Source organism: Mycobacterium basiliense (assembly GCF_900292015.1).
Taxonomy (GTDB): Bacteria; Actinomycetota; Actinomycetes; order Mycobacteriales; family Mycobacteriaceae; genus Mycobacterium; species Mycobacterium basiliense.
In genome coordinates this window covers 5,164,778-5,185,607 of sequence record NZ_LR130759.1, presented here as the reverse complement: position 1 = coordinate 5,185,607, position 20,830 = coordinate 5,164,778, and the positions used below count along the sequence as shown (strand labels likewise).

Below are 20,830 nucleotides of genomic sequence, written 5' to 3'. Positions count from 1 at the left end.
GTTGGCAACCTGTGACGGCTGATCCGCTGACTCCGTTGATGGAACTGCGCGGCGTGGCCGAAGCCAGCGACCTGGCGCGTGCCGCGCTGGGCCGAGCGCACCGGCACCGAGCCAATCTGCGTGGCTGGCCGGCGAGCGCCGCTGAGGCTGCGCTGCGCGCGGCGCGGGCCTCGTCGGTGCTCGACGGCGGTCCGGGGCGATGGGAGGATGTGGTGCCCGCCTCGGGCGCGCCAGCGGTTAGTGATCCGGTGTTCGGGGGAGCCCTGCGGGTGGCGCAGGCACTCGAGGGCGGCGGTGGTCCGTTGGTTCGGGTGTGGCAGCAGGCGCCGCTACAAGCGCTGGCTCGGTTGCACATGCTGGCGGCCGCGGATCGGGTCGATGACGACCGGCTGGGGCGACCACGCGCCGACTCCGGAGTTGGCCCTCGTTTGGAGTTGCTGGCCGACCTGGTGACCGGACCGACGCAGGCCTCGGCACCGGTGGTTGCTGCGGTTGCACATGGCGAACTGTTGACGCTGAAGCCCTTTGGCAGCGCCGACGGCGTTGTGGCCCGGGCCGTATCGCGGCTGATAGCGATCGCCAGCGGGCTGGATCCGCATGGGCTCGGCGTGCCCGAGCTGAGTTGGATGCGTCAGCCCGCGGACTATCGCGACGCCGCGGACAGGTTCGCCGGGGGCACGGCTGATGGTGTCGCGGCCTGGTTGCTGCTGTGTTGCCGGTCGATGGAGGCCGGGGCGCAAGAGGCGCTCGCGATTGCCGAATCCCTGCCACGAAAATAGCTGGCGCACCCGAAAAACAAATTGTTTCGGAAATGCAAAGCGGGCGGCGATCGAAAGGATTCGAATCGCCGCCCGCCAGCACGGCCCTCGGTTACCATGCGTGCATTTCTGGGGCTGCGTGGGTTGGCCTCGGCGCTTTTACGACACTTTCGGCTGCAGCCCCACCCAAAGGGCCGTCGATGCCATCTGCACTTCGCAATTACGCAGGCCCGCAACACTTCTGCCATTATCGCGGCTATGACTCCGCGTGGGTGCCGGGGAACCGTGCTGGGTGCCCGGGTCGGGAGAACGAACCTTCTCTTCCGGATCGACCTTGGCCTCACCGGGCTGCCGTGACTCCATTTGTACTACTAGACCCTGGGCACAGCAAGGGCTATTTCGCGAAAATTCGGTAACAGGCTTGGGATTGCGCGTGTGCGTCGTTTGCTACCGGGACAATTGGTGACATTGGGGCGGCAGTGCTAGAAAGCGAAGCGGCGCAGGAGTGCGTAGCTGACCGCTCCCGCCGCGAGCGCGCTGACTCCGACCGCGGCGGTGGTAGCGATCGCGGCACCCGAGGGTGCCGGGATACGGTCTCGCAGGGAGACCGGTCGCGAGAATGACAACACCGGCCATCCCCGTTCGACCGCTTCCCTTCGCAGCCCGCGGTCGGGGTTGACCACCGAAGGGTGCCCCACCGCTTCGAGCATCGGCAGATCGGTGATCGAATCGGAGTAGGCGTAGCAGTGTTCCAGCGGGTAGCCCTCACGGGCGGCCAGTTCCCGGATCGCTTGCACCTTGCCTTCGCCGAAGCAATAGAACGCGACATCGCCGGTGTACTTTCCGTCCTCGACGACCATTCGGGTTGCCATGGCGTGGGTGGCGCCCAGGGCGCGGGCGATAGGACCCACAATCTCCTCGCCGGAGGCGGAGACCACCACCACGTCCCGGCCGCACAGCTTGTGGCCCGCGATGAGGTCCGCCGCTTCGGCGAACACCAGTGGCGTCACGATGTCGTGCAGTGTCTCATTGACGATCGACTTCACCTGGGCAACGTCCCAGCCGGTGCACATGTTGGTCATATGGGTGCGCATCCGGTCCATTTGGTCATGATCGGCGCCGGAAAGCAGGAAAATGAACTGTGCATAGCTAGACTTCAGGACCGCGCGGCGGTTGAGGAGTCCCTGCGCGAAGAAGGGTTTGCTGAACGCCAGCGTGCTGGACTTGGCGATGATGGTCTTATCCAAGTCAAAGAAGGCAGCGGTACGGGCGTGTGGGTAGGGTGCCAGCGGTGACGTTTGCTGTTGCCCGGCCGAGTCGGGGACGGTCACCAATCCAGCATAGGTCTGCGGTCGGACGGGTCGCGATCTCACTCCGAAAATGGCCGATGACAACAAATGTTGTCGGCTTCATTAGGCTATTTTCACGGCTCAGGCTGTATTTTCGATTTCAAGCAGTACTTGCGTGAATCCAGTCGGGCATGTGTATAGTAAGCATTACTCGGCCATGAGCCGAGGGTGCATCAGCCCGACCCCCCGGGGCTGAAGCACGACGACCTCCGCCTCCTCCCCCCCTGGCGGGGGTCGTCCCTTTTGTGGGGTGAAAATTCTTCCCAGCAGGGTTTCGTTAGGAACTTCTAGGGGCGCTTAGCCGGGGTAACCTCCCGTTGCGGAACTCATCAAAAATTCTCGTATCCAGGCCGGCCGCGGCCGGTGCCCAGGGTGGTTGTGCACAGATGCGTCTCTATCCACAAATCTCCTTTTGGTACTAGCGTCCAATAATAACCGCCCTGCAGAGTTGATGCGTGCCCAATGTTTTTCCCCCCGCCGCGGCGAACATCGGCGTATTGGCGATACTGAGCGATCCGAACCTGAGCGACGAGCTGGACCGCATCGCCGCTGCGGTTGGTGTTCGCGTTGTTCATCGCGGCGGGCACCATCCGGTGAGCCGAAAGACCTGGTCAGCCGCCGCGGCGGTGGTGCTCGACCAGGCGGAGGCGGAGCGTTACGCGCAGAGCGCCCTGCCGCGCCGCAATCACGTGAGCGTGCTAGCCGCTAGCGAGGTCGTGACGGCGACCTGGGCGGCCGCCATCGCGGTCGGTGCCGAGCATGTCCTCCGGATGCCTGATCAGGAACACCGGTTGATCCGCGAGCTCGCCGAAGCTGCGGAATCGGCCCGCGACGCACGGCTACGCGGTGAGGTCGTCGCGGTCATCGGGGGCTGTGGTGGCGCCGGGGCATCATTGTTCGCGACGGCGCTTGCCCACACGGCCGCTGAGGCGTTGCTGGTAGATCTCGACCCCTGGGGCGGCGGTATCGATCTCTTGGTGGGCGGCGAAGCGGAGCCCGGTTTGCGCTGGCCCGACTTGGCTTTGCAGGGCGGCCGGCTGAATTGGTCAGCCGTCTGCGCGGCGCTACCCCGACGTCGGGGGGTCACCCTGCTCTCGGGCACCCGGCTCGGCTACGAGCTGGAATCCGGCCCGGTCAACGCGGTCATCGATGCGGGCCGACGCGGCGGTGCCACCGTGGTCTGCGACCTTCCGCGTCGGCTCACCGAAGCGGCCCTGGCCGCGCTGGACACCGCCGATCTCGTCGTCGTGATCTGCCCCTGCGACGTCCGCGCGGCCGCGGCCACCGCGACGATCGCCCCGGTCTTGGTCAAGATCAATCCGAACCTCGGTCTTGTCGTCCGCGGACCTTCGCCCGGCGGACTGCGGCCTCCCGAGGTCGCCAAGATCACCGGGGTTCCGCTGCTGGCGTCGATGCGAGCCCAGCCACGCCTTGCCGGGCAGCTGGAGCACGGTGGCCTACGGCTGCAACGGCGGTCGGCGCTGGCCGGGGCGGCCCGCCGGGTGCTTGGGGTGCTACCGCGTGCCGGCGCCGGGCAGAACGGTAGGGCGGCGTGAAGGGGTCGCTGATCGACCGCGTTCGCGAGCGGCTGGCGAACGAATCGGGCCCGTTGCGACCCAGTGTGGTCGCCGCGGCGATACGTACCGAGTCTGGTGGGATGCTCGGTGACACCGAGGTGCTGGCCAATCTTCGGGTATTGCAGACCGAGCTGACAGGCGCCGGCATTCTCGAGCCGCTGCTGTGCGCCAACAACACCAGCGACGTCCTGGTCACCGCGCCCGACGCGGTGTGGGTCGACGATGGGAACGGGTTGCGACGTACCGACGTTCGCTTTCCCGACGAAGTGGCGGTGCGCAGGTTGGCGCAACGTCTGGCGTTGGCCGCGGGTCGGCGGCTCGACGACGCGCAACCCTGGGTGGACGGACTGCTGAGCGGGATCGGTGTTGGCGGTTTCGCGGTGCGCCTGCATGCGGTGTTGCCGCCCGTGGCGGTGCAGGGCACGTGCCTGTCGTTGCGGGTATTGCGGCCCACCACTCAGGACCTGCCGGCGCTGATCGCCACGGGCGCCATCGAGCCCCCGGCCGCAGACTTGATCGACGACATCGTCGCCGCTCGCCTGGCATTTCTAGTGTGTGGGGGCACCGGAGCCGGGAAGACGACCCTGCTGGCGGCGATGTTGGGCGCCGTGTCGGCCACCGAGCGGATCGTGTGTGTCGAGGACGCCGCTGAGCTGGCGCCTCAGCACCCCCACGTTGTGAACCTCGTGGCACGGTGCGCGAACGTCGAAGGTGCCGGTGAGATCACGGTGCGCCAACTCGTCCGGCAGGCATTGCGGATGCGGCCAGACCGGATCGTCGTCGGGGAGGTCAGGGGCGCGGAGGTGGTGGATCTGTTGGCGGCATTGAACACCGGCCATGGGGGCGGCGCAGGCACCGTGCACGCCAACAGGCCCGATGAGGTTCCCGCCCGGCTGGAAGCGCTGGGAGCGCTCGGCGGCTTGGACCGCGCGGCGCTGCACAGCCAGCTTGCCGCTGCGGTGCAGGTGCTGTTGCACGTTGCGCGTGATCGGGCCGGGCGGCGCCGGCTTACGGAGATTGCCATGCTGCGCCGCACCGACAGTGGCCTTGTCAATGCGGTGACCGCGTGGCATACGGACCGCGGAATGACCGACCAGGCAGTCAATTTGTGCCACCTGATGCACGATCGGACCGCAACATGAACGGGTCCGCGGCCGTTGGCCTGATGTTGGCCGGAGCGCTCGTCGTCCTGCCGGCATCGCCGTGGCGGCGATTGAGCCCGACCGCTCGCCCCGGTCACCAGAGGAGGGGGTACAACGCAGCGTGGATCCCCTGGGTGGCTGTCGGAATCCTCGGTTGCGCCGCGGTCGCGTTGCCGTTGACGACGATCCTCGCGATTGGGGTGGCCGGAGCCACCGCCAGCCTGCGGTACCGGCGTCGCCGCCGTAGCGGGCGCAGCACCCAGGAATGCCGGTCGTTGGAGGCCGCGCTCGATGTGTTGGTGGGTGAGCTGCGGGTGGGCACCCATCCGGTGCGAGCGTTCGATATTGCTGCCGACGAATCCAAGGGCTTTGTCGCCGCGGCCCTGCGCGCGGTATCGGCGCGGGCACGGTTGGGTGCAGATGTCACGGGCGGTCTGCGAGCCGCGGCCGCGAACTCGGCCCTCCCCGAACACTGGGAGCGGCTTGCCGTGTACTGGCAGCTCGCCAGCGAGCACGGTTTGGCGATCGCCACGCTGATGCGCGCCGCGCAACGAGATATCGCCGAGCGGCAGCGCTTTTCGGCGCAGGTGGCAGCGGGCCTGGCCGGTGCCCGCGCCACCGCGGGCATCCTGGCGGCCCTGCCGGTGCTTGGGGTGTTGCTCGGGCAACTGCTCGGAGCCCGTCCCTTGAGCCTGTTGCTGAACGGCCGTGCGGGGGGCTGGTTACTGGTAGTTGGGCTAGGTCTGGCCTGCGGCGGCCTGCTGTGGTCGGACCGGATTACCGATCGAGTGGCGGCATGAGCGCCGCGGCAGCATTGCTGGCCACGGCGTTGCTGGTTGGCAGCGGCCCGATGGTGGTCCGGGCTCGCGCGGGCTTGCCGTCGCACGGATGGCGGCGGGTGTCGCGGCCCACACGCGGCCGCGATCCGCTGGGCTCCGCGTCGAGCATGGATGTGCTGGCCGTGTGCTTGTCCGCCGGTATGGCGGTATCCACCGCCGCGTCGGCGACCGCGCGGTCGGCGCCACCGCCGCTGGCCGCGGTGTTGTCACGAGCCGCCGACTTACTGGCGTTGGGCGCCGACCCGTCCGTGGCCTGGTCGTTGCCGGATCCGCACCTCGGCGCGGTAGACAACCACGTCGCTGCGCTGCTGAGGTTGGCGCGACGATCTGCGTCTTCGGGCGCCGCGCTGGCCGACGGTGTGGCGGAGCTTGCCACGCAGTCTCGCCACGACGCCGCGCATGCAACCGCGGCGGCCGCCGAACGTGCCGGAGTGCTCATAGCCGCTCCGCTGGGGCTGTGCTTTCTGCCCGCATTTGTCTGCGTGGGCATTGTTCCGGTGGTGGCCGGGCTAGCCAGAAAAGTCTTTGATTCGGGCCTGCTGTGAAGTCGCAAGGAAAGGAATGTAGTGATGTCCAAGGCGTTTCGAATCCTGCTGGCGCGGATGACGTTGTTGGTGACCGACGAGTCGGGAATGTCCACCGTCGAGTACGCAATAGGGACTATCGCGGCGGCGGCGTTCGGCGCGATCCTCTATACCGTCGTCACCGGCGATTCGGTCGTGTCGGCGTTAAACCACATCATTGGGCGGGCGCTGAGCACCAAGGCCTAGCATCGGTTGCCGGGTCGAGCACCGTCGAGGCCGCTTTGGCGATTGCCACGCTAGTTGTGGTGCTGGGGCTGTGCATTGCGGCAATCACCGCGCTGTCAATGCAACTCCGTTGCATCGACGCCGCGAGAGAGGCCGCGCGGCTCGCCGGGCGTGGTGACGAACGGTTGGCAGTCGAGATCGCTCGCCGAATTGCGCCGCCTGGAGCCCAAATCCAGCTACGCCGGGATGGTGAATTTCTTGTCGCCTCAGTCACTACACATTCGAAGATCTTGCCTCATTTGGAGATTGCTGCCGACGCTGTCGCGGCCGCAGAGCCGCAATGACCACGGCTCAGCCACCGTTCTTGCGGTAGCCATGGTCGGTGTGCTGCTGTGTGTCTTGGCGGCCGGTGCCTATTTGGGCTCGGTCGTGGTGGCTCGTCACCGGGCGCAGGCGGTGGCCGATCTGGCCGCGCTGGGCGCGGCCGCGCGACTGCCGCGTGGGGTGGCCGCGGCCTGCGCCCGGGCGACGGAAGTGGCGCACGAGATGCGAGTCGGCCAGATCCAATGCGTGGTGCAGAACCTCGACGCGGTGGTCACGGTGGAGGTGCCGGTCGCCTTCGCGGGTGCCGCGCGGGCCGTGGCGCGTGCGGGGCCCGTCGGCTCTGGGCAGGTCAACGGCAGCTGACGAAGCTCGTGCTCGGACTACGTGGACCCGTTCATCCCGTTTGCGCCGATCAGCAGCCCGCCGAGGCCGCCCACGCCCGTCTGGCCGGTGTGGGGGGGCGGGCCGGCGTTGCCGCCGTTGCCGCCATTGCCGATCAGCCAGGCGTCCCCGCCGTTACCACCATCACCACCGGTACTGCCGATCGCTGCGGTGATCCCGCCGGCACCGCCGTTGCCACCGTTGCCGATCAGCCCTGCCTTGCCGCCGGTGCCGCCGTGCCCGCCGTTGCCGGCGATGCTGAAGCCGCCCCACCCGCCCGAGCCGCCCGCCCCGCCGGCGCCGACGAGTATGCCGGCGGCGCCACCGGAACCGCCGATTCCGCCGTCGAGGCCCGCGACGCCGCCGTCGCCGCCGGAACCGCCATCACCCCAGAGCAGGCCGGCCCCACCGGAGCCGCCCACACCTCCCTTGTTGTGACCGATCCCGCCACCTCCGCCGGCTCCACCGGTGCCCAACAACCCGGCCGCGCCTCCCGACCCACCGTCCCCGCCGGTCGCGGGTTGGCCGTTGCCGCCGTCGCCGCCCGCTCCGCCGGAGCCGACCAGCATCCCTCCGTGGCCGCCGGCGGCGCCGGTTCCACCATCGTTACCGCCGGTCCCGCCGTTACCGCCGTTGCCGCCGGTACCGAGCAGTCCGGCCGCCCCGCCGGCTCCGCCGTCGCCGCCCCTGGCCGCGAGGCCGGTGCCACCCTCACCGCCCGCGCCACCCGAGCCGATTAGCCCCGCTGTCCCGCCGACTCCGCCCATGCCGCCATCGCCGCCGCCATTTCCGCCGTCGCCTCCGGAACCGCCGGCGCCGTAAAGCAATCCGCCGCGGCCGCCTGGGCCGCCCGCGCCTCCGATGGCTTCGTCGGCTTGCCCGCCGTTTCCTCCGGCGCCGCCGGAGCCGAACACCCCGCCGCTGCCGCCGGCGCCTCCGGTGCCGGCGAGGTGGTGGGCGCTGACCCCGCCGACGCCACCGTTGCCCCCGCCGCCGAGGAACCCGCCCGCGCCGCCGGCGCCACCGCTCCCACCGTCGCCGTCCAACGAACCACCGCCTGCACCCCCATTCCCGCCTGCGCCGAAAAGCCAGCCGTTGCCACCGGCCCCGCCGGCCGCGCCCGGCTGGCCCGGAAGACCGAATCCGCCCACGCCCCCGGCCCCGCCGGTGCCGAATAGTCCAGCGGGACCTCCGTTGCCGCCGTTTTGACCGGGCGCTCCGGAGCCACCAGACCCGCCGTTGCCGATCAACAGCCCCCCAGGCCCACCGTCTTGCCCGCTTCCTGCGACGCCATTCGCTCCGTTACCAATCAGCGGCCGCCCCAACAATTCCTGGGCGGGGGAGTTGATGGCGTCGAGCAGACTCTGAACCGCGCCGGACTCGGCGCTCGCATACGATGCGGCGCCCGCGATCAAGGTCTGCACAAATTGACTATGGAACGTCGCGGCGTAAGTGCTCGCCGCGCGATAAGTCGCGGCATACGACTCGAACAACGCCGCAACGGCGGCCGACACCTCGTCTTGCGCCGCGGCCAGCAGTGTGGTGGTCGGTGCGGCGGCAGCTGCGTTGGCCGCGTTGAGAACCGACCCGAGACGGGTTAGGTCCGTCGCGGTCGACGCGAGCAATTCTGGCGCTACGGTGACAATCGACACTCGGCACCCCCGTCCTACTGCGGCGGACCTACCGTGATGGCAAGACAATCACCGTAGCGTGGCTACGACCGCGAGGGCACGGTTTCGCAAGTGTCACGGGGTTCGTCAACTCCGACAACCCGTTTTGCGGACCGGTGATCTAGCGCGTGCCCGGTGCGGCTTTCGGCAGACCGGCGGCAGCAAGTTCGTCATCGGTGGGTAGCCGCACCGAGATCAGACCGGCGTAGGCCTCCGGTTCGAGTTCCACCCGGTTGACGGTGACGTGCACCGGCACCCACGCGGTGTCGTTGCCCGGCAGGCGCAGCACCCGGCTGGTTGCCCCGTCGGCGAATTCTTTTGTCATGGTCGCCATCACCTGCGCATCGTCGGGATGCACCCGCGGTTTGTTCTCTTCGGTGCTTCGCCAGTCGTAGAAGGCGCAAGGCTCATCGAGCCACTTCAGCAACGTCCAGGTGTTCAGATCGACCAGTGCCCGATGAACGCCGGCTTGGGCCAATCCCTTGAGTATTCGCTGCGCCAGATCGTCCATCGGCACGGACGTGCCCTTGGACTCGCTACGCCAATTGATCGCCCGCGCGACAAGATGGTCGCGGCCATCCGTTCCCGGTTCGATGGCACTGCGCGCCGCAAATCCTATCCGGATTGGTGCTCCCTGCCAGTCAGTGAGTTCCCATGTGCTGCATAAAGTCTGACCTGGATCCGGCTTGACGACCATAGCCAGAACCTTGGTTTCGTTCGGACTTAGTTGCCGCGATGGTAGATCCTCGGCGAACGCTCTGCCGTAGGTCACCTCGATATCGGGGTTCTTGCCGCTGTTGGCCAACGACTCTCGCGTGTCGGTAGCGACGCCAAGCGTCAGATCCCATTTCAGTGGCCCCGGGGTTGGCCGCTCGGGCGGTTCCTCGTCGGCGGGCCCACTCCACACGTGCACACCGTGGATGCGGCCATCCGACATCACTACCGGTTCGGTGCGGATGACGCGGTCACTTTTGGGGGTGATGCTGGTCAGGCTTTGGCCGGTTTGCAGCGTTTGAGCGATCGCGGTACGCACCGCCGAAAGGTAGGGACTGCGGCGCAGGAACGAGGTAATTGGGACGAGATTCTTGAGTTGACGCCCTTGCGCAACCACGGCCGGTTCGTCCCCCAGCGTCTCCACGAGCAGCCAGTCGTGGGTCATACGCGCAGTGTACTGAGTACGAGTCATCGCGTTGACCGGGTGGGTACCTCATTACCGAGGAATCTCGTTGCAGCACAGCGCATGCGTGCGAGCAACCCGTAGGCTCGGGACCTATGCGGTCCCGGGCCGCCCGTCCTGGCCCAGCAATTGGCCTGCGGCCCCACCATTGCCGCCATTGCCGTTCTGGCCGCCCTGCACACCGGCGCCGCCGTTGCCGCCGTTGCCGCCGTCGCCGATCAGCTTGGCGCTGCCGCCGCGGCCGCCAGCACCACCGATATTCGTGCCCTCCCCGCCGTCTCCGCCGTTACCGCCGCTGCCGGTCCACCCGCCGTTGCCGCCGTCGCCGCCTGCGCCGCCGTTGCCGTTAGCGCCGGTGCCGCCGGCGCCACCGTTGCCGCCGCTGCCGTAGACCGCGCCGCCGTCCCCGCCGTCGCCGCCCGCGCCGCCGTTGCCGCCGTCGGCCGCGCCGCCTTGGCCGCCCTGCCCGCCATTGCCGGCGATGATGCCCGCGTGGCCGCCCGCGCCGCCGTTCCCGCCGCCGCCGTTGGCCCCGCCGCTCCCGCCGCTGCCACCGGCGCCGCCATTACCGAAGTAGCCGCCGCTGCCACCGGCGCCCCCGGCGCCCGCGTTTTGGCCGCCACCGCCGGCACCGCCGGTACCGCCGGTGCCGAACAGTCCGGCGGTACCTCCGGTTCCACCGTTGCCGCCTGTGTCGCCGAAGCCGCCGCCGCCGCCGGCACCGCCGTTGCCGAACAGCAATCCGCCCTGCCCTCCGGCGCCGCCGGCGCCCGCGCCAAATCCGCCGCTGCCGCCGGCACCACCGGTGCCGAACAGCAGCCCACCGGGTCCACCGGCACCGCCGTTGCCGCCGCCACCTCCGGTACCGGTCGGTGAAAACCCGCCCGCGCCGCCTGCCCCGCCGACGCCCAACAGCAACCCGCCGGCCCCGCCGTTGCCGCCGGGCAGACCCGTAGCGGCCACGTCACCCGATCCGCCGGCCCCGCCGTTGCCGATCAGCCAACCGCCGTCACCGCCGTTTTGGCCCGTGCCCGGGGCGCCGTTTGCGCCGTTGCCGATCAGCGGGCGACCGGTCAGCGACTCAAATGGCGCATTAATCGCATTGAGTAGCTGCTGAAGAGGTGAGGCGTTGGCCGCCTCGCCGCTCGCATAGGAAGCCGCGCCCACGTTGAGGGACCGGATGAACCGCTGGTGAAAAGCCTCAGCCTGGGCGCTGAGGGTCTGGTAGCCGCGGGCGTGCGCACCAAACACGGCCGCGATCGCGGCCGACACCTCATCCTCGGCAGCGGCGAGCACGCTGATAGTCGGGAAAGCCGCGGTGGCATTGGCCGTCTGGATGGTCGAACCGATGGTGGCCAAATCCGATGCCGCGGTAGCCACCATGTCGGGCGAGGCAATCAGAAACGACATTGGACATCCTCCCGCGGCCGATACGGCCCTAGTCGTCATTGACTTCAGCGAATGAATCGTATGGCTTGCTGGGGCCAGCCATACCGATGTTGCAGAAGTTCAGCCGGCGGTGCCGGATCGTGCCGGCGACCCAGCGGGTGGAATGGGTGTCTCGGGCCTAGGTTGCCAGTCCATCCTGGCCGTTCTCGCCGTCCCGGGTTCCGCCGGTGCCGCCGACCCCAGGTGTCCCGGAAAGGCTCTTGCCCACGTGATAGCCGGCGTTGCCGCCGTTGCCGCCGGTGCCGTACATGCCGGCGTTGCCGCCGTCGCCGCCATTGCCGGAGTGCAGCGGGGTGGGCGTTGAGCCGCCGAAGGTGGCCGGACCGCCGTTGCCTCCGTTGCCGCCGTTTCCATACGTGCCGCCGTTGCCGCCGTGGCCGCCGTTCCCGCCGGAGGCGCCCCATCCGCCGGCGCCGCCGTTGCCGCCGAACCCGAACTGCGAGCCTGCGTCGCCGCCATTGCCGCCGACGCCACCGGCGGAACCCACGCCGCCGATGCCGCCGGCCCCGCCGTTGCCGATCACGGAATCGCCGGCACCGCCCGCGCCGCCCGAGCCGCCGGCGCCGGTACTGCTGTAGCCGCCGCCGCCGCCGTTGCCGCCCGAGGCGTACCTGCCACCGGTGCCGCCGTCGCCACCGGCGCCACCGTGATTGCCTTGCGCGCCGTCGCCGCCGGCCCCCCCGTTGCCCAGGAGTCCGCCGGCGCCACCGTTGCCCCCGGCGCCGCCGGTGAAGTTGCTGGTACCGCCGTTGCCGCCGGCCCCTCCGGCGCCGAGCAGTCCACCGGCGCCGCCATCTCCACCGGTTCCGCCGTTGCCATTGAGGCCCATTCCGCCGGCCCCGCCGGCGCCGCCGGCACCGAACAGGCCTCCTGCTCCACCGGCACCGCCGGCCTGCCCGGCGATGGTGCTGGAGCCGCCGGTGATGTATCCGCTGCCGGAACCGCCCGCCCCGCCGGAGCCCAACAGCAGGCCGCCGGCTGAGCCGTCGGCGCCGGTGCCCGGTGCACCGTTGATGCCGTTGCCGATCAGCGGACGGCCGAACAACGCCTCGGCCGGCTGATTGAGCAGGCTGAATGTGCCCGCCATGGGCCCGCCGTAGCCGTTGGCGCCAGCGGCCCCGATGACTCGACCGAATCCGCCGTTGCCGCCGTTGCCGCCGGTGCCAAGGAGCCCGGACATGCCACCTTGACCGCCGGTCCCGCCGGTGCCGTATGCCGAGCCACCGGCACCACCGGCGCCACCCAGGCCGAATCTTGTGCCCGCGTCGCCGCCTGCGCCGCCGTGACCCCCAATGGTGTTGCCATGCCCGCCGATGCCGCCATCGCCACCATTGCCGAAGCTGGTGCCCGCATGGCCGCCCGCGCCGCCGGCGCCAGGAGTACCGGTGCTGCCCCCACCCAGTCCGCCATGCCCGCCCGAGCCGAAGAAGCCGGTGGCGCTCCCGCCGGCCCCGCCCGTCCCGCCGGTCGCACTGCTGCCACCGATGCCGGACCCGGCAAAGCCGCCGCTACCGCCGTCGCCGCCGGTACCGAATAGGCCGGCCCCGCCACCGTTGCCGCCGTTTCCGCCGGCGTGGTTGCTGATTCCGCCGGTCCCGCCGGCGCCGCCGGTGCCGAACATTCCGCCCATTCCGCCGCTACCGCCTGCGCCGGCCAATCCCGTGGTGGCGGTCCCGCCGACCCCGCCAGCGCCGCCGTTGCCGAAAAGCCCGGCATTGCCGCCGTTGCCGCCGGCGGTGCCGAGCGCGCTGCCGCCCACTCCCGCGCCGCCGGTGCCACCGTTGCCGAACAGCAACCCGCCGTTGCCCCCGTTGCCGCCGGGGGTTGCGGGCGAGCCGAATGATCCGGCCATGCCCGACCCCCCGTTGCCGCCATTGCCGATCAACCAGCCACCGTCGCCCCCGGTCTGTCCGGTCCCGGGCGCGCCGTTAGCGCCGTTGCCGATCATCGGGCGTCCAAGCATCGCCTCGGAGGGTGCGTTGACCAGATTGAGGAACTGTTGAAAGGGTGCGGCGTTGACGGCCTCTGCGCCGGCATAGGAGCCGCCCCCCCAGGTCAGCGCAAACACGAACCGTTGGTGAAAAGCCGACAATTGGGCGCTCACCGCTTGATAGCCCTGGCCGTGTGCACCGAACAGCGCCGCGATGGCCCGCGACACCTCATCCTCGGCGGCGGTCAACAGATTGGTGGTGGGCGCCGCCGCGGCGGCATTGGCCGCGTTGAGCGTGGCACCAATACCGGCGAGATCGGAGGCGGCCGACAACATTGCCTCGGGCACCGCAGTAATAAGCGACATCGAAAACATCCTCTCGATCGATTCGGCCGCGCTCCGCTACGTCGGGACCGCGCTGGTCCGGTTTCGGTGCGCGCACCGTATCGGCGGGTTGTTGAATTTCGATCGAGAAATTCTTGGATTTTTAGGCAGGGCGCCGGCGGGCGGCGTGTTCGAGACGCGACACGTCGACGATTTCCCCGTCACGTCTGTGAGTCGCCTGTGATTTCTGTGCCCGTTGAGGTCGCCGGATGTGGCTTCTACCTGGCCATCGACGTGCGTTTGGGCGGATTCGGGTGAGTTGCGTAGCCGAGTGACATCCAGGTAGTTTTGCCTGCGCCCGCATTGACGGGAATGTGAACGGATTGTGTTTGTCCGACCGTTCACTGCGCTGTGTTATGGCACGCGGAAGGTTGTCCTTCAGTGGCGCTCATGATGCAGGTCGGTGGAGGTCGACCGTCGAGGGGTCGGTCGCCATCCGCCGGATATTTTGAGATGCGCGAGCCCAGTGACCTGTTATCGGCTGCTGTCGCGCTCCGGATTACCCGGCGTCATCCGCAGCCAACTCCCTGATCACCAGTCGCAGCACCCGCACCGCGCCGGCCTTGTCCAGTGGATCATTGGCATTGCCGCATTTGGGGGATTGCACGCACGACGGACACCCATTCGGGCACTCGCACGACTCGATGGCGGTGGCAGTGGCACCCAACCAGATGGCCGCCTTGCGGAACCCGCGTTCGGCGAAGCCCGCCCCACCCGGGTAGCCGTCGTAGACGAAGACGCTGGGCAACCCCTCCGGACCGATCGCGGTCGACATGCCGCCGATATCGCCCCGGTCGCAGCTGGCAACCAAGGGGAGCAAGCCGATCGCGGCATGTTCGGCGGCATGCAGCGAACCGGGAATTCGAGGCACATCAATGCCGCTGTCGACCAAAGCGTCCTGATCGACCGTGTACATCACCGCCGTGGTGGGCAACACGTGTTGGGGCATCTCCAATTCCACAAAGTCGATGACCTCACCGGAAAGTCGACGGCGCAGGTAGCCGACAACCTGGTTGGTGACGGTCACCGGTACCGCACCCAGCGTGACGGGCCCGAAGCGTAAACGCTCGCCGGTCCCGGCCAGCGCGATGTCGGTTATCTCACGGGCGAACGTCGCATAGCCGGGATCCTCAGCGTGTACAAAGGCGATCCCCTCCTGAACATCCAGCGAGTCGACCACGTAGCTCTCCCCCTGATGCAGATACACCGCGCCCGGATGGACCGACGCGGGCGCCTGGCCAGCGCCAGCACTGCCCAACAACCGACCGGTGTCGGCCTCCACGATGACGATCTGACCACCAATGGAACCCCGAATATCCACTGCCGCATGCGGTTCCACTCCTGGCGCCGGGAAATACTTGCCAGACCGCCGGCGCAACAAACCGTCGTCGACCAGGCTGTCCGCCACGTCGACAGCGCCCCACTCGCGTATTTCGGCGTCCTCAAGCGGTAGTTCGGTTGCGGCACAGAGTAGCTGCGGGCCAAGCAGATATGGGTTGCCAGGATCTATCACCACGCGCTCAACCGGCTTGTCTAACAAGGCAGCCGGATGGTGGACCAAGTACGTGTCCAGCGGATCGTCCCGGGCAATCAGCACCACCAGCGCACCCTGCCCCCGACGGCCCGACCGGCCGGCTTGCTGCCAAAACGAGGCGACCGTCCCCGGAAAGCCGGCTAGCAGTACTGCGTCGAGCCCGGCAATGTCAACGCCCAACTCCAGCGCGTTGGTAGTCGCCAGGCCGCGCAGTCTCCCTTCGGCCAGCGCGTGCTCGAGCGCGCTGCGGTCCTCGGGGAGATAGCCGGCCCGATAGGAGGCCACCGTGTTCGACAACTGGGGGGCGACATCGCCCAGTCGTGCCTGCGCGCCCATCGCGGTGAGCTCTGCGGCACGCCGCGACCGAACGAACGTCAGGGTCTGCGCACCCTCGACGATCAAGTCGGCCATCACCCGCGCCGCCTCGACATTGGCCGACCGACGTATCGGGGCGCCGTTCTCGCCGGTGAGGTCCGTTCGCAATGCGGGCTCCCACAGTGCCACGGTGCGAGCCCCTTGGGGTGACCCATCCTCGGTGATCTCCACAACCGGCTGGCCGATGAGTTCGGTGGCCGTCGCGCCCGGCGATTCGGTGGTGGCACTGGCGAAGATCACCGTCGGACCGGTGGCCCGGTCGGCCGAATAGCGGGCGGACAGCCGTACTAGGCGCCGCAGCACCATCGCCACATTGGAGCCGAAAACGCCTCGGTAATAATGACATTCGTCGACCACCACGAAACGGAGGTTTCGCAGTAGCACGGCCCAGCGCGCGTGGTTACCCAAGATGGACAGGTGGACCATGTCGGGGTTGGAGAACACCCATCGAGAACGCTCGCGAGCGAAACGGCGCACCTCGTCAGGGCTGTCACCGTCGTAGGCGGTCGGCGCGACGTCCCCCAGTCGCGCCACGGCAGTGGTCAGTGCGTACGCAGTACGCAACTGGTCGTGGCCGAGCGCTTTGGTCGGTGACAGATACAACGCTCGGCTGCGGGGATCGGTGGCCAGTGCGTTGAGGATGGGCAGTTGATACGCCAACGATTTCCCCGACGCGGTGCCCGTGCTCACGACCACGTGCCGACCATGGTGTGCCAGCTCCGCGGCGGTGACCTGGTGTGACCAGGGTGCGGCCACGCCGCGGTCGATAAACGCACGCACGACATCGGGCTCGGCCCAACCCGGCCAACTACTTGGTCGGCCGGGTCGGGCCGGCAGCTCGGCGACGTGGCGTAGCGGGCGCTCACCCGCCGGCGCACCGGCGAGCGCGGCGGCAAGCAATTCGCCGCCGAAACTTGCCATTTGCAAACCCTTCACAATTCATCGACGGCAACAGGCTGTCGCGGACGCGATGAACATGATTGACTAATTGCGGTCGTAGCTTCTGTGTTCGTGTAAAACTTTCGCAGGATCGACGTTGCGGCCGCGGTTCCTGCGAGGTTATCGGTCGGGTGAAGTTCCGGCGACTCCGCGAGGTATGGCGGTCTCAGCTTGGCCCGGGGCACCGAGAGGCGGTGCACCGCACCCAGAAGAAAAGGAAAGATCGAGAAATGCCACAGGGAACTGTGAAGTGGTTCAACGCGGAGAAGGGGTTCGGTTTCATCGCCCCTGAGGATGGTTCCGCAGATGTGTTTGTCCACTACACGGAGATCCAGGGAACGGGCTTCCGCACCCTAGAAGAGAACCAGAAGGTCGAATTCGAAATCGGCCACAGCCCGAAGGGCCCCCAGGCCACCGGAGTCCGCTCCGTCTGATCCGAGCAGATTCTGACGAAACCCCCGGCACCATCCCGTTCAGCGGGTCCGGCCGGGGGTTTTCGTTTCCGGGCGACCGCGGAGCCAACCCAAACCGTGTGGATCCGCCCCAAATCGTCGCTGCTGGCTGCGCCGTTGCCGGACACTGCGGCGTAGCCGGGTCCGCCGCGCCGGATGCGGAGAAGCCACGAACCGACTTGCTGGCCTACTGTCGGTGGCGTGAGCCAGCTTTCCTTCTTTGCCGCGGATTCGGTGCCGCCCGCGGTCGAGGATCTATGCGGGCTGCTGGCCGCCTCCGGCCAAATCGTCGTGGTTGGTACCGGTGCCCGACTGTCGGTGGTGGTCAGTGAGCTTTGGCGGGCCGCTGCGCTGGCCGACATGATGCACGAGGCCGGTTTGGTACCTGAGATCGCTCGCACCGATGAAGACACCCCGCTGGTGCGGACCGGCGTGGACCCCCGCTTACTCGCTATCGCCGACGAGTGGACGCGGGGTGCCGTCAAGACCGTGCCCATGCGCTGGCTGCCCGGGCCGCGAGAGCTGCGGGCATGGACCCTGGCGGCCGGCAGTCCCGAGGCCGACCGTTACCTGTTGGGCCTTGACCCGCACGCACCCGACACCCATTCACCGCTGGCATCGGCGTTGATGCGGATCGGTATTGCGCCCACCCTGATCGGCACCCGAGGTGCCCGTCCGGCGCTTCGGATCAGCGGCCGGCGCAGGCTATCGCGCCTGGTAGAGAACGTGGGGGACCCCCCCGACGGGGCTGAAGCGTTGGCACAGTGGCCCCGCGTCTAAGGGCCCGCGAACGCCAGTTCGACGGCCAGTGGGATTGCAGTCGGTTTGCGCGGGCCCGCCTAATGGTGCGAAATTGTCAGTTGCCCAACACGCGGGGAACGCCGGCCTGCTGGAATTTCGCCTGAAATTCCGTCGCCGGCCTGGCACCCTTCTGCAAGGGTGCGGTCCCGCCAGGGGGGCCGGCATGAGAGATGGAGCGTAAGCGCAGTTGGCTGACCCGAAAACGAAGGGCCCTGGAAGCCGTAGCGGCGGCGGAAATGGGAGCGGCCGGCGACTTGTCATCGTCGAGTCGCCCACAAAAGCACGCAAACTTGCCAGCTATCTGGGGCCGAGATACATCGTCGAGTCGTCCCGGGGCCATATTCGCGATCTACCGCGGGCCGCCGCCGATGTTCCCGCCAAGTTCAAGTCCGAGCCGTGGGCTCGCCTCGGGGTCAATGTCGACGCGGATTTCGAACCGCTCTACATCATCAGCCCGGAGAAAAAGAGCACCGTCAGCGAGTTGAAGGGCCTGCTCAAGGACGTCGACGAGCTCTACCTGGCCACGGATGGTGACCGTGAGGGCGAAGCGATCGCCTGGCATCTGTTGGAAACCTTGAAACCGCGCGTACCGGTCAAGCGAATGGTCTTTCACGAGATCACCGAGCCGGCCATCCTCGAAGCCGCCGAAAACCCCCGCGACCTGGACATTGACCTAGTCGATGCGCAGGAAACCCGCCGAATCTTGGACCGGCTCTACGGCTACGAGGTCAGCCCGGTGCTCTGGAAGAAGGTGGCGCCCAAGCTGTCGGCCGGCCGGGTGCAGTCGGTGGCCACGCGCATCATCGTGCAGCGCGAGCGTGACCGGATGGCGTTCCGCAGCGCGTCGTATTGGGACATCCTTGCCACGCTGGACGCCAGCGTGTCGGATCCGCAGGCCCAGCCGCCGACCTTTTCCGCGCGGCTGTCCAGTGTGGACGGTCTGCGGGTAGCCACCGGCCGGGACTTCGACTCGCTGGGCGTCCTGCGCAAAGCGGACGAAGTGGTGGTACTCGATGAGGCGAACGCGACCGCCATGGCCACCAGCCTGCGCGGGTCGCAGCTGAGCGTGGCGTCGGCGGAAGAAAAGCCCTACACCCGCCGCCCGTATGCCCCCTTCATGACGTCGACGTTGCAGCAAGAAGCGAGCCGCAAGTTGCGCTTCTCCGCCGAGCGGACGATGAGCATTGCGCAGCGACTCTACGAGAACGGCTACATCACCTACATGCGTACCGACTCGACGACCCTGTCGGCGTCGGCGATCAATGCGGCCCGGAACCAGGCACGCCAGCTCTACGGTGAGGAGTACGTCGCCGCGTCGGCCCGCCAATACACCCGCAAGGTGAAAAACGCCCAGGAGGCGCACGAGGCCATCAGGCCCGCCGGAGAGACGTTCGCCACCCCGGACGCCGTGCGCCGCGAACTCGACGGCGACGAGTTTCGGCTCTATGAGCTGATCTGGCAGCGCACGGTGGCCTCGCAGATGGCCGACGCCCGCGGGACCACGCTGAGCCTGCGGATCGGAGGTCGAGCGGGAGAGCGGCAGGTGGTGTTCTCCGCCACTGGTCGCACGCTGACCTTCGCCGGGTTCTTGAAGGCGTATGTGGAGACCGTGGACGAATTGGCCGGCGGTGAGGCGGACGACGCCGAGCGGCGGCTGCCTCATCTGACGCCCGGTCAGCGGCTGGACGCGGTCGAGCTGACCCCCGACGGACATGCCACCAACCCGCCCGCGCGCTACACCGAGGCCTCGCTGGTCAAGGCGCTCGAGGAGCTGGGCATCGGCCGCCCGTCGACCTACTCGTCGATCATCAAGACCATCCAGGACCGCGGCTATGTGTACAAGAAGGGCAGCGCGTTGGTGCCGTCCTGGGTGGCTTTCGCGGTAACCGGTTTGCTCGAGCAGCATTTCGGTCGACTGGTCGACTATGACTTCACCGCCGCGATGGAAGACGAACTCGACGCGATCGCTTCGGGCCAGGAGCGGCGCACCGACTGGCTGAACAATTTCTACTTCGGTGGTGACCACGGCGTGGCCGATTCGGTGGCGCGCTCCGGCGGACTGAAGAAACTCGTCGGTGTCAACCTCGAGGGTATTGATGCGCGAGAAGTCAACTCCATCAAATTGTTTGACGACGTGCAGGGCCGCACCATCTACGTTCGGGTGGGTAAGAACGGGGCCTATCTGGAACGCACGGTGACCGGCGACGACGGTGAGCCGAAACCGCAGCGCGCCAATCTCAACGACTCGCTGACCCCCGATGAACTGACCCTTGATGTGGCCGAAGAGCTGTTCGCCACACCGCAAGAGGGACGTGTGCTGGGGGTTGATCCGGCAACCGGCCACGAGATCGTTGCCAAGGACGGCCGCTACGGGCCGTACGTGACCGAGATCCTGCCGGAGCCACCCGCTGACGCCAGTTCCGAACAGCCGGCGAAAAAAGGAAAGAAGCCCGTGGGTCCGAAACCGCGCACCGGGTCGTTGTTGCGCAGCATGGATCTACAGACGGTCACCCTCGAGGACGCGCTCAAGCTGCTGTCGCTGCCGCGGGTGGTGGGCGTGGACCCTGCCTCCGGTGAGGAGATCACCGCACAGAATGGCCGGTACGGCCCGTATCTCAAGCGCGGCAGCGATTCTCGCTCGTTGGCCACCGAAGATCAGATCTTCAGCATCACCCTGGAGGAGGCGCTCAAGATTTACGCCGAACCCAAACGTGGTGGTCGACAGAGCGCTTCGGCTCCGCCGCTGCGCGAGCTGGGCGTTGATCCGGCATCGGGCAAGCCAATGGTGGTCAAGGACGGGCGATTTGGACCCTACGTCACTGATGGCGAGACCAACGCCAGCCTGCGTAAAGGCGACGACGTGGCGTCGATCACCGATGAGCGGGCCTCGGAATTGCTGGCCGACCGGCGGGCCCGCGGACCGGTCAAGCGGACCGCCCGGAAGACCGCTCGCAAATCACCGGCAAAAAAGGCCGCCAAACGCACCTAGTTTTCCGGGTG

17 protein-coding genes are annotated in these 20,830 nt (G+C 68.1%); 11 read left to right on the top strand and 6 right to left on the bottom strand.

What is annotated here, in order from left to right; all coding sequences use genetic code 11:
- Positions 1 to 11 precede the first annotated feature (11 nt).
- Positions 12 to 779 carry an oxidoreductase gene (locus MB901379_RS22070; protein WP_158018550.1) on the top strand — a complete coding sequence of 256 codons (768 nt, stop codon included), beginning with the start codon at positions 12 to 14 and terminating at the stop codon, positions 777 to 779.
- 461 nt (positions 780 to 1,240) lie between these two features.
- Here the strand turns inward: MB901379_RS22070 and MB901379_RS22065 are convergent, their stop codons facing one another.
- The gene (locus tag MB901379_RS22065) at positions 1,241 to 2,089 is read right to left on the bottom strand and encodes an HAD-IB family hydrolase (protein ID WP_158018549.1); all 849 of its coding nucleotides are present in this window, start codon (positions 2,087 to 2,089) and stop codon (positions 1,241 to 1,243) included.
- Positions 2,090 to 2,610: 521 nt separating this feature from the next.
- Between MB901379_RS22065 and ssd the strand changes: the two genes are divergently transcribed.
- From ssd to MB901379_RS22030, 7 genes are read left to right on the top strand one after another with little or no spacing between them, the layout of a single operon-like run.
- Positions 2,611 to 3,663, top strand: a complete 1,053-nt coding sequence (gene ssd / locus MB901379_RS22060) for a septum site-determining protein Ssd (RefSeq protein WP_158019374.1) — start codon at positions 2,611 to 2,613, stop codon at positions 3,661 to 3,663.
- Complete coding sequence (locus tag MB901379_RS22055; protein WP_158018548.1) at positions 3,660 to 4,826, top strand: TadA family conjugal transfer-associated ATPase; 1,167 nt, start codon at positions 3,660 to 3,662, stop codon at positions 4,824 to 4,826. The genes ssd and MB901379_RS22055 overlap by 4 nt, the downstream gene beginning before the upstream one ends.
- The gene (locus MB901379_RS22050; protein WP_158018547.1) at positions 4,823 to 5,626 is read left to right on the top strand and encodes a type II secretion system F family protein; all 804 of its coding nucleotides are present in this window, start codon (positions 4,823 to 4,825) and stop codon (positions 5,624 to 5,626) included. The genes MB901379_RS22055 and MB901379_RS22050 overlap by 4 nt, the downstream gene beginning before the upstream one ends.
- The gene (locus tag MB901379_RS22045) at positions 5,623 to 6,210 is read left to right on the top strand and encodes a type II secretion system F family protein (protein WP_158018546.1); all 588 of its coding nucleotides are present in this window, start codon (positions 5,623 to 5,625) and stop codon (positions 6,208 to 6,210) included. Before MB901379_RS22050 ends, MB901379_RS22045 begins: the two co-directional genes overlap by 4 nt.
- 24 nt (positions 6,211 to 6,234) lie before the next feature.
- A complete protein-coding gene (locus MB901379_RS22040; RefSeq protein ID WP_158018545.1) occupies positions 6,235 to 6,435 on the top strand; it encodes a DUF4244 domain-containing protein in 201 nt (66 codons plus the stop codon).
- A gap of 35 nt (positions 6,436 to 6,470) precedes the next feature.
- The gene (locus MB901379_RS22035; RefSeq protein WP_158018544.1) at positions 6,471 to 6,758 is read left to right on the top strand and encodes a TadE family type IV pilus minor pilin; all 288 of its coding nucleotides are present in this window, start codon (positions 6,471 to 6,473) and stop codon (positions 6,756 to 6,758) included.
- Positions 6,759 to 6,789: 31 nt separating this feature from the next.
- Complete coding sequence (locus MB901379_RS22030; RefSeq protein WP_232021937.1) at positions 6,790 to 7,101, top strand: Rv3654c family TadE-like protein; 312 nt, start codon at positions 6,790 to 6,792, stop codon at positions 7,099 to 7,101.
- 17 nt (positions 7,102 to 7,118) lie between these two features.
- Here the strand turns inward: MB901379_RS22030 and MB901379_RS22025 are convergent, their stop codons facing one another.
- From MB901379_RS22025 to MB901379_RS22005, 5 genes are all read right to left on the bottom strand, one after another.
- Entirely contained in the window at positions 7,119 to 8,771 is a 1,653-nt protein-coding gene (locus tag MB901379_RS22025; protein WP_158018542.1) for a PE family protein, read from the bottom strand.
- 139 nt (positions 8,772 to 8,910) lie between these two features.
- The gene (locus MB901379_RS22020) at positions 8,911 to 9,948 is read right to left on the bottom strand and encodes a PAS domain-containing protein (protein WP_158018541.1); all 1,038 of its coding nucleotides are present in this window, start codon (positions 9,946 to 9,948) and stop codon (positions 8,911 to 8,913) included.
- Between the two features lie 111 nt (positions 9,949 to 10,059).
- Positions 10,060 to 11,376, bottom strand: coding sequence for a PE family protein (locus MB901379_RS22015; RefSeq protein ID WP_158018540.1), 1,317 nt, complete (start codon positions 11,374 to 11,376; stop codon positions 10,060 to 10,062).
- A 157-nt stretch (positions 11,377 to 11,533) separates the two neighbouring features.
- On the bottom strand, positions 11,534 to 13,711 hold the full coding sequence (locus tag MB901379_RS22010; protein WP_158018539.1) for a PE family protein: 2,178 nt from the start codon (positions 13,709 to 13,711) through the stop codon (positions 11,534 to 11,536).
- A 517-nt stretch (positions 13,712 to 14,228) separates the two neighbouring features.
- Positions 14,229 to 16,559: a DEAD/DEAH box helicase gene (locus MB901379_RS22005; RefSeq protein ID WP_158018538.1), complete on the bottom strand. Its 2,331-nt coding sequence runs from the start codon at positions 16,557 to 16,559 to the stop codon at positions 14,229 to 14,231.
- A gap of 248 nt (positions 16,560 to 16,807) precedes the next feature.
- Between MB901379_RS22005 and cspA the strand changes: the two genes are divergently transcribed.
- From cspA to topA, 3 genes are all read left to right on the top strand, one after another.
- Positions 16,808 to 17,011: a cold shock protein CspA gene (cspA, locus tag MB901379_RS22000; protein WP_036363014.1), complete on the top strand. Its 204-nt coding sequence runs from the start codon at positions 16,808 to 16,810 to the stop codon at positions 17,009 to 17,011.
- A 219-nt stretch (positions 17,012 to 17,230) separates the two neighbouring features.
- On the top strand, positions 17,231 to 17,809 hold the full coding sequence (locus MB901379_RS21995) for a hypothetical protein (RefSeq protein WP_158018537.1): 579 nt from the start codon (positions 17,231 to 17,233) through the stop codon (positions 17,807 to 17,809).
- 208 nt (positions 17,810 to 18,017) lie between these two features.
- Complete coding sequence (topA, locus tag MB901379_RS21990) at positions 18,018 to 20,819, top strand: type I DNA topoisomerase (RefSeq protein ID WP_158018536.1); 2,802 nt, start codon at positions 18,018 to 18,020, stop codon at positions 20,817 to 20,819.
- Positions 20,820 to 20,830 lie beyond the last annotated feature (11 nt).

Bases quoted from the DNA above. Each gene is read 5' to 3' on its own strand.
- MB901379_RS22050 (WP_158018547.1), top strand. From the start codon at position 4,823: ATGAACGGGTCCGCGGCCGTTGGCCTGATGTTGGCCGGAGCGCTCGTC.
- MB901379_RS22045 (WP_158018546.1), top strand. From the start codon at position 5,623: ATGAGCGCCGCGGCAGCATTGCTGGCCACGGCGTTGCTGGTTGGCAGC.
- MB901379_RS22040 (WP_158018545.1), top strand. From the start codon at position 6,235: ATGTCCAAGGCGTTTCGAATCCTGCTGGCGCGGATGACGTTGTTGGTG.
- MB901379_RS22030 (WP_232021937.1), top strand. From the start codon at position 6,790: ATGGTCGGTGTGCTGCTGTGTGTCTTGGCGGCCGGTGCCTATTTGGGC.
- MB901379_RS22020 (WP_158018541.1), bottom strand. From the start codon at position 9,948: ATGACCCACGACTGGCTGCTCGTGGAGACGCTGGGGGACGAACCGGCC.
- MB901379_RS22015 (WP_158018540.1), bottom strand. From the start codon at position 11,376: ATGTCGTTTCTGATTGCCTCGCCCGACATGGTGGCTACCGCGGCATCG.
- MB901379_RS22010 (WP_158018539.1), bottom strand. From the start codon at position 13,711: ATGTCGCTTATTACTGCGGTGCCCGAGGCAATGTTGTCGGCCGCCTCC.
- MB901379_RS22005 (WP_158018538.1), bottom strand. From the start codon at position 16,559: ATGGCAAGTTTCGGCGGCGAATTGCTTGCCGCCGCGCTCGCCGGTGCG.
- cspA (WP_036363014.1), top strand. From the start codon at position 16,808: ATGCCACAGGGAACTGTGAAGTGGTTCAACGCGGAGAAGGGGTTCGGT.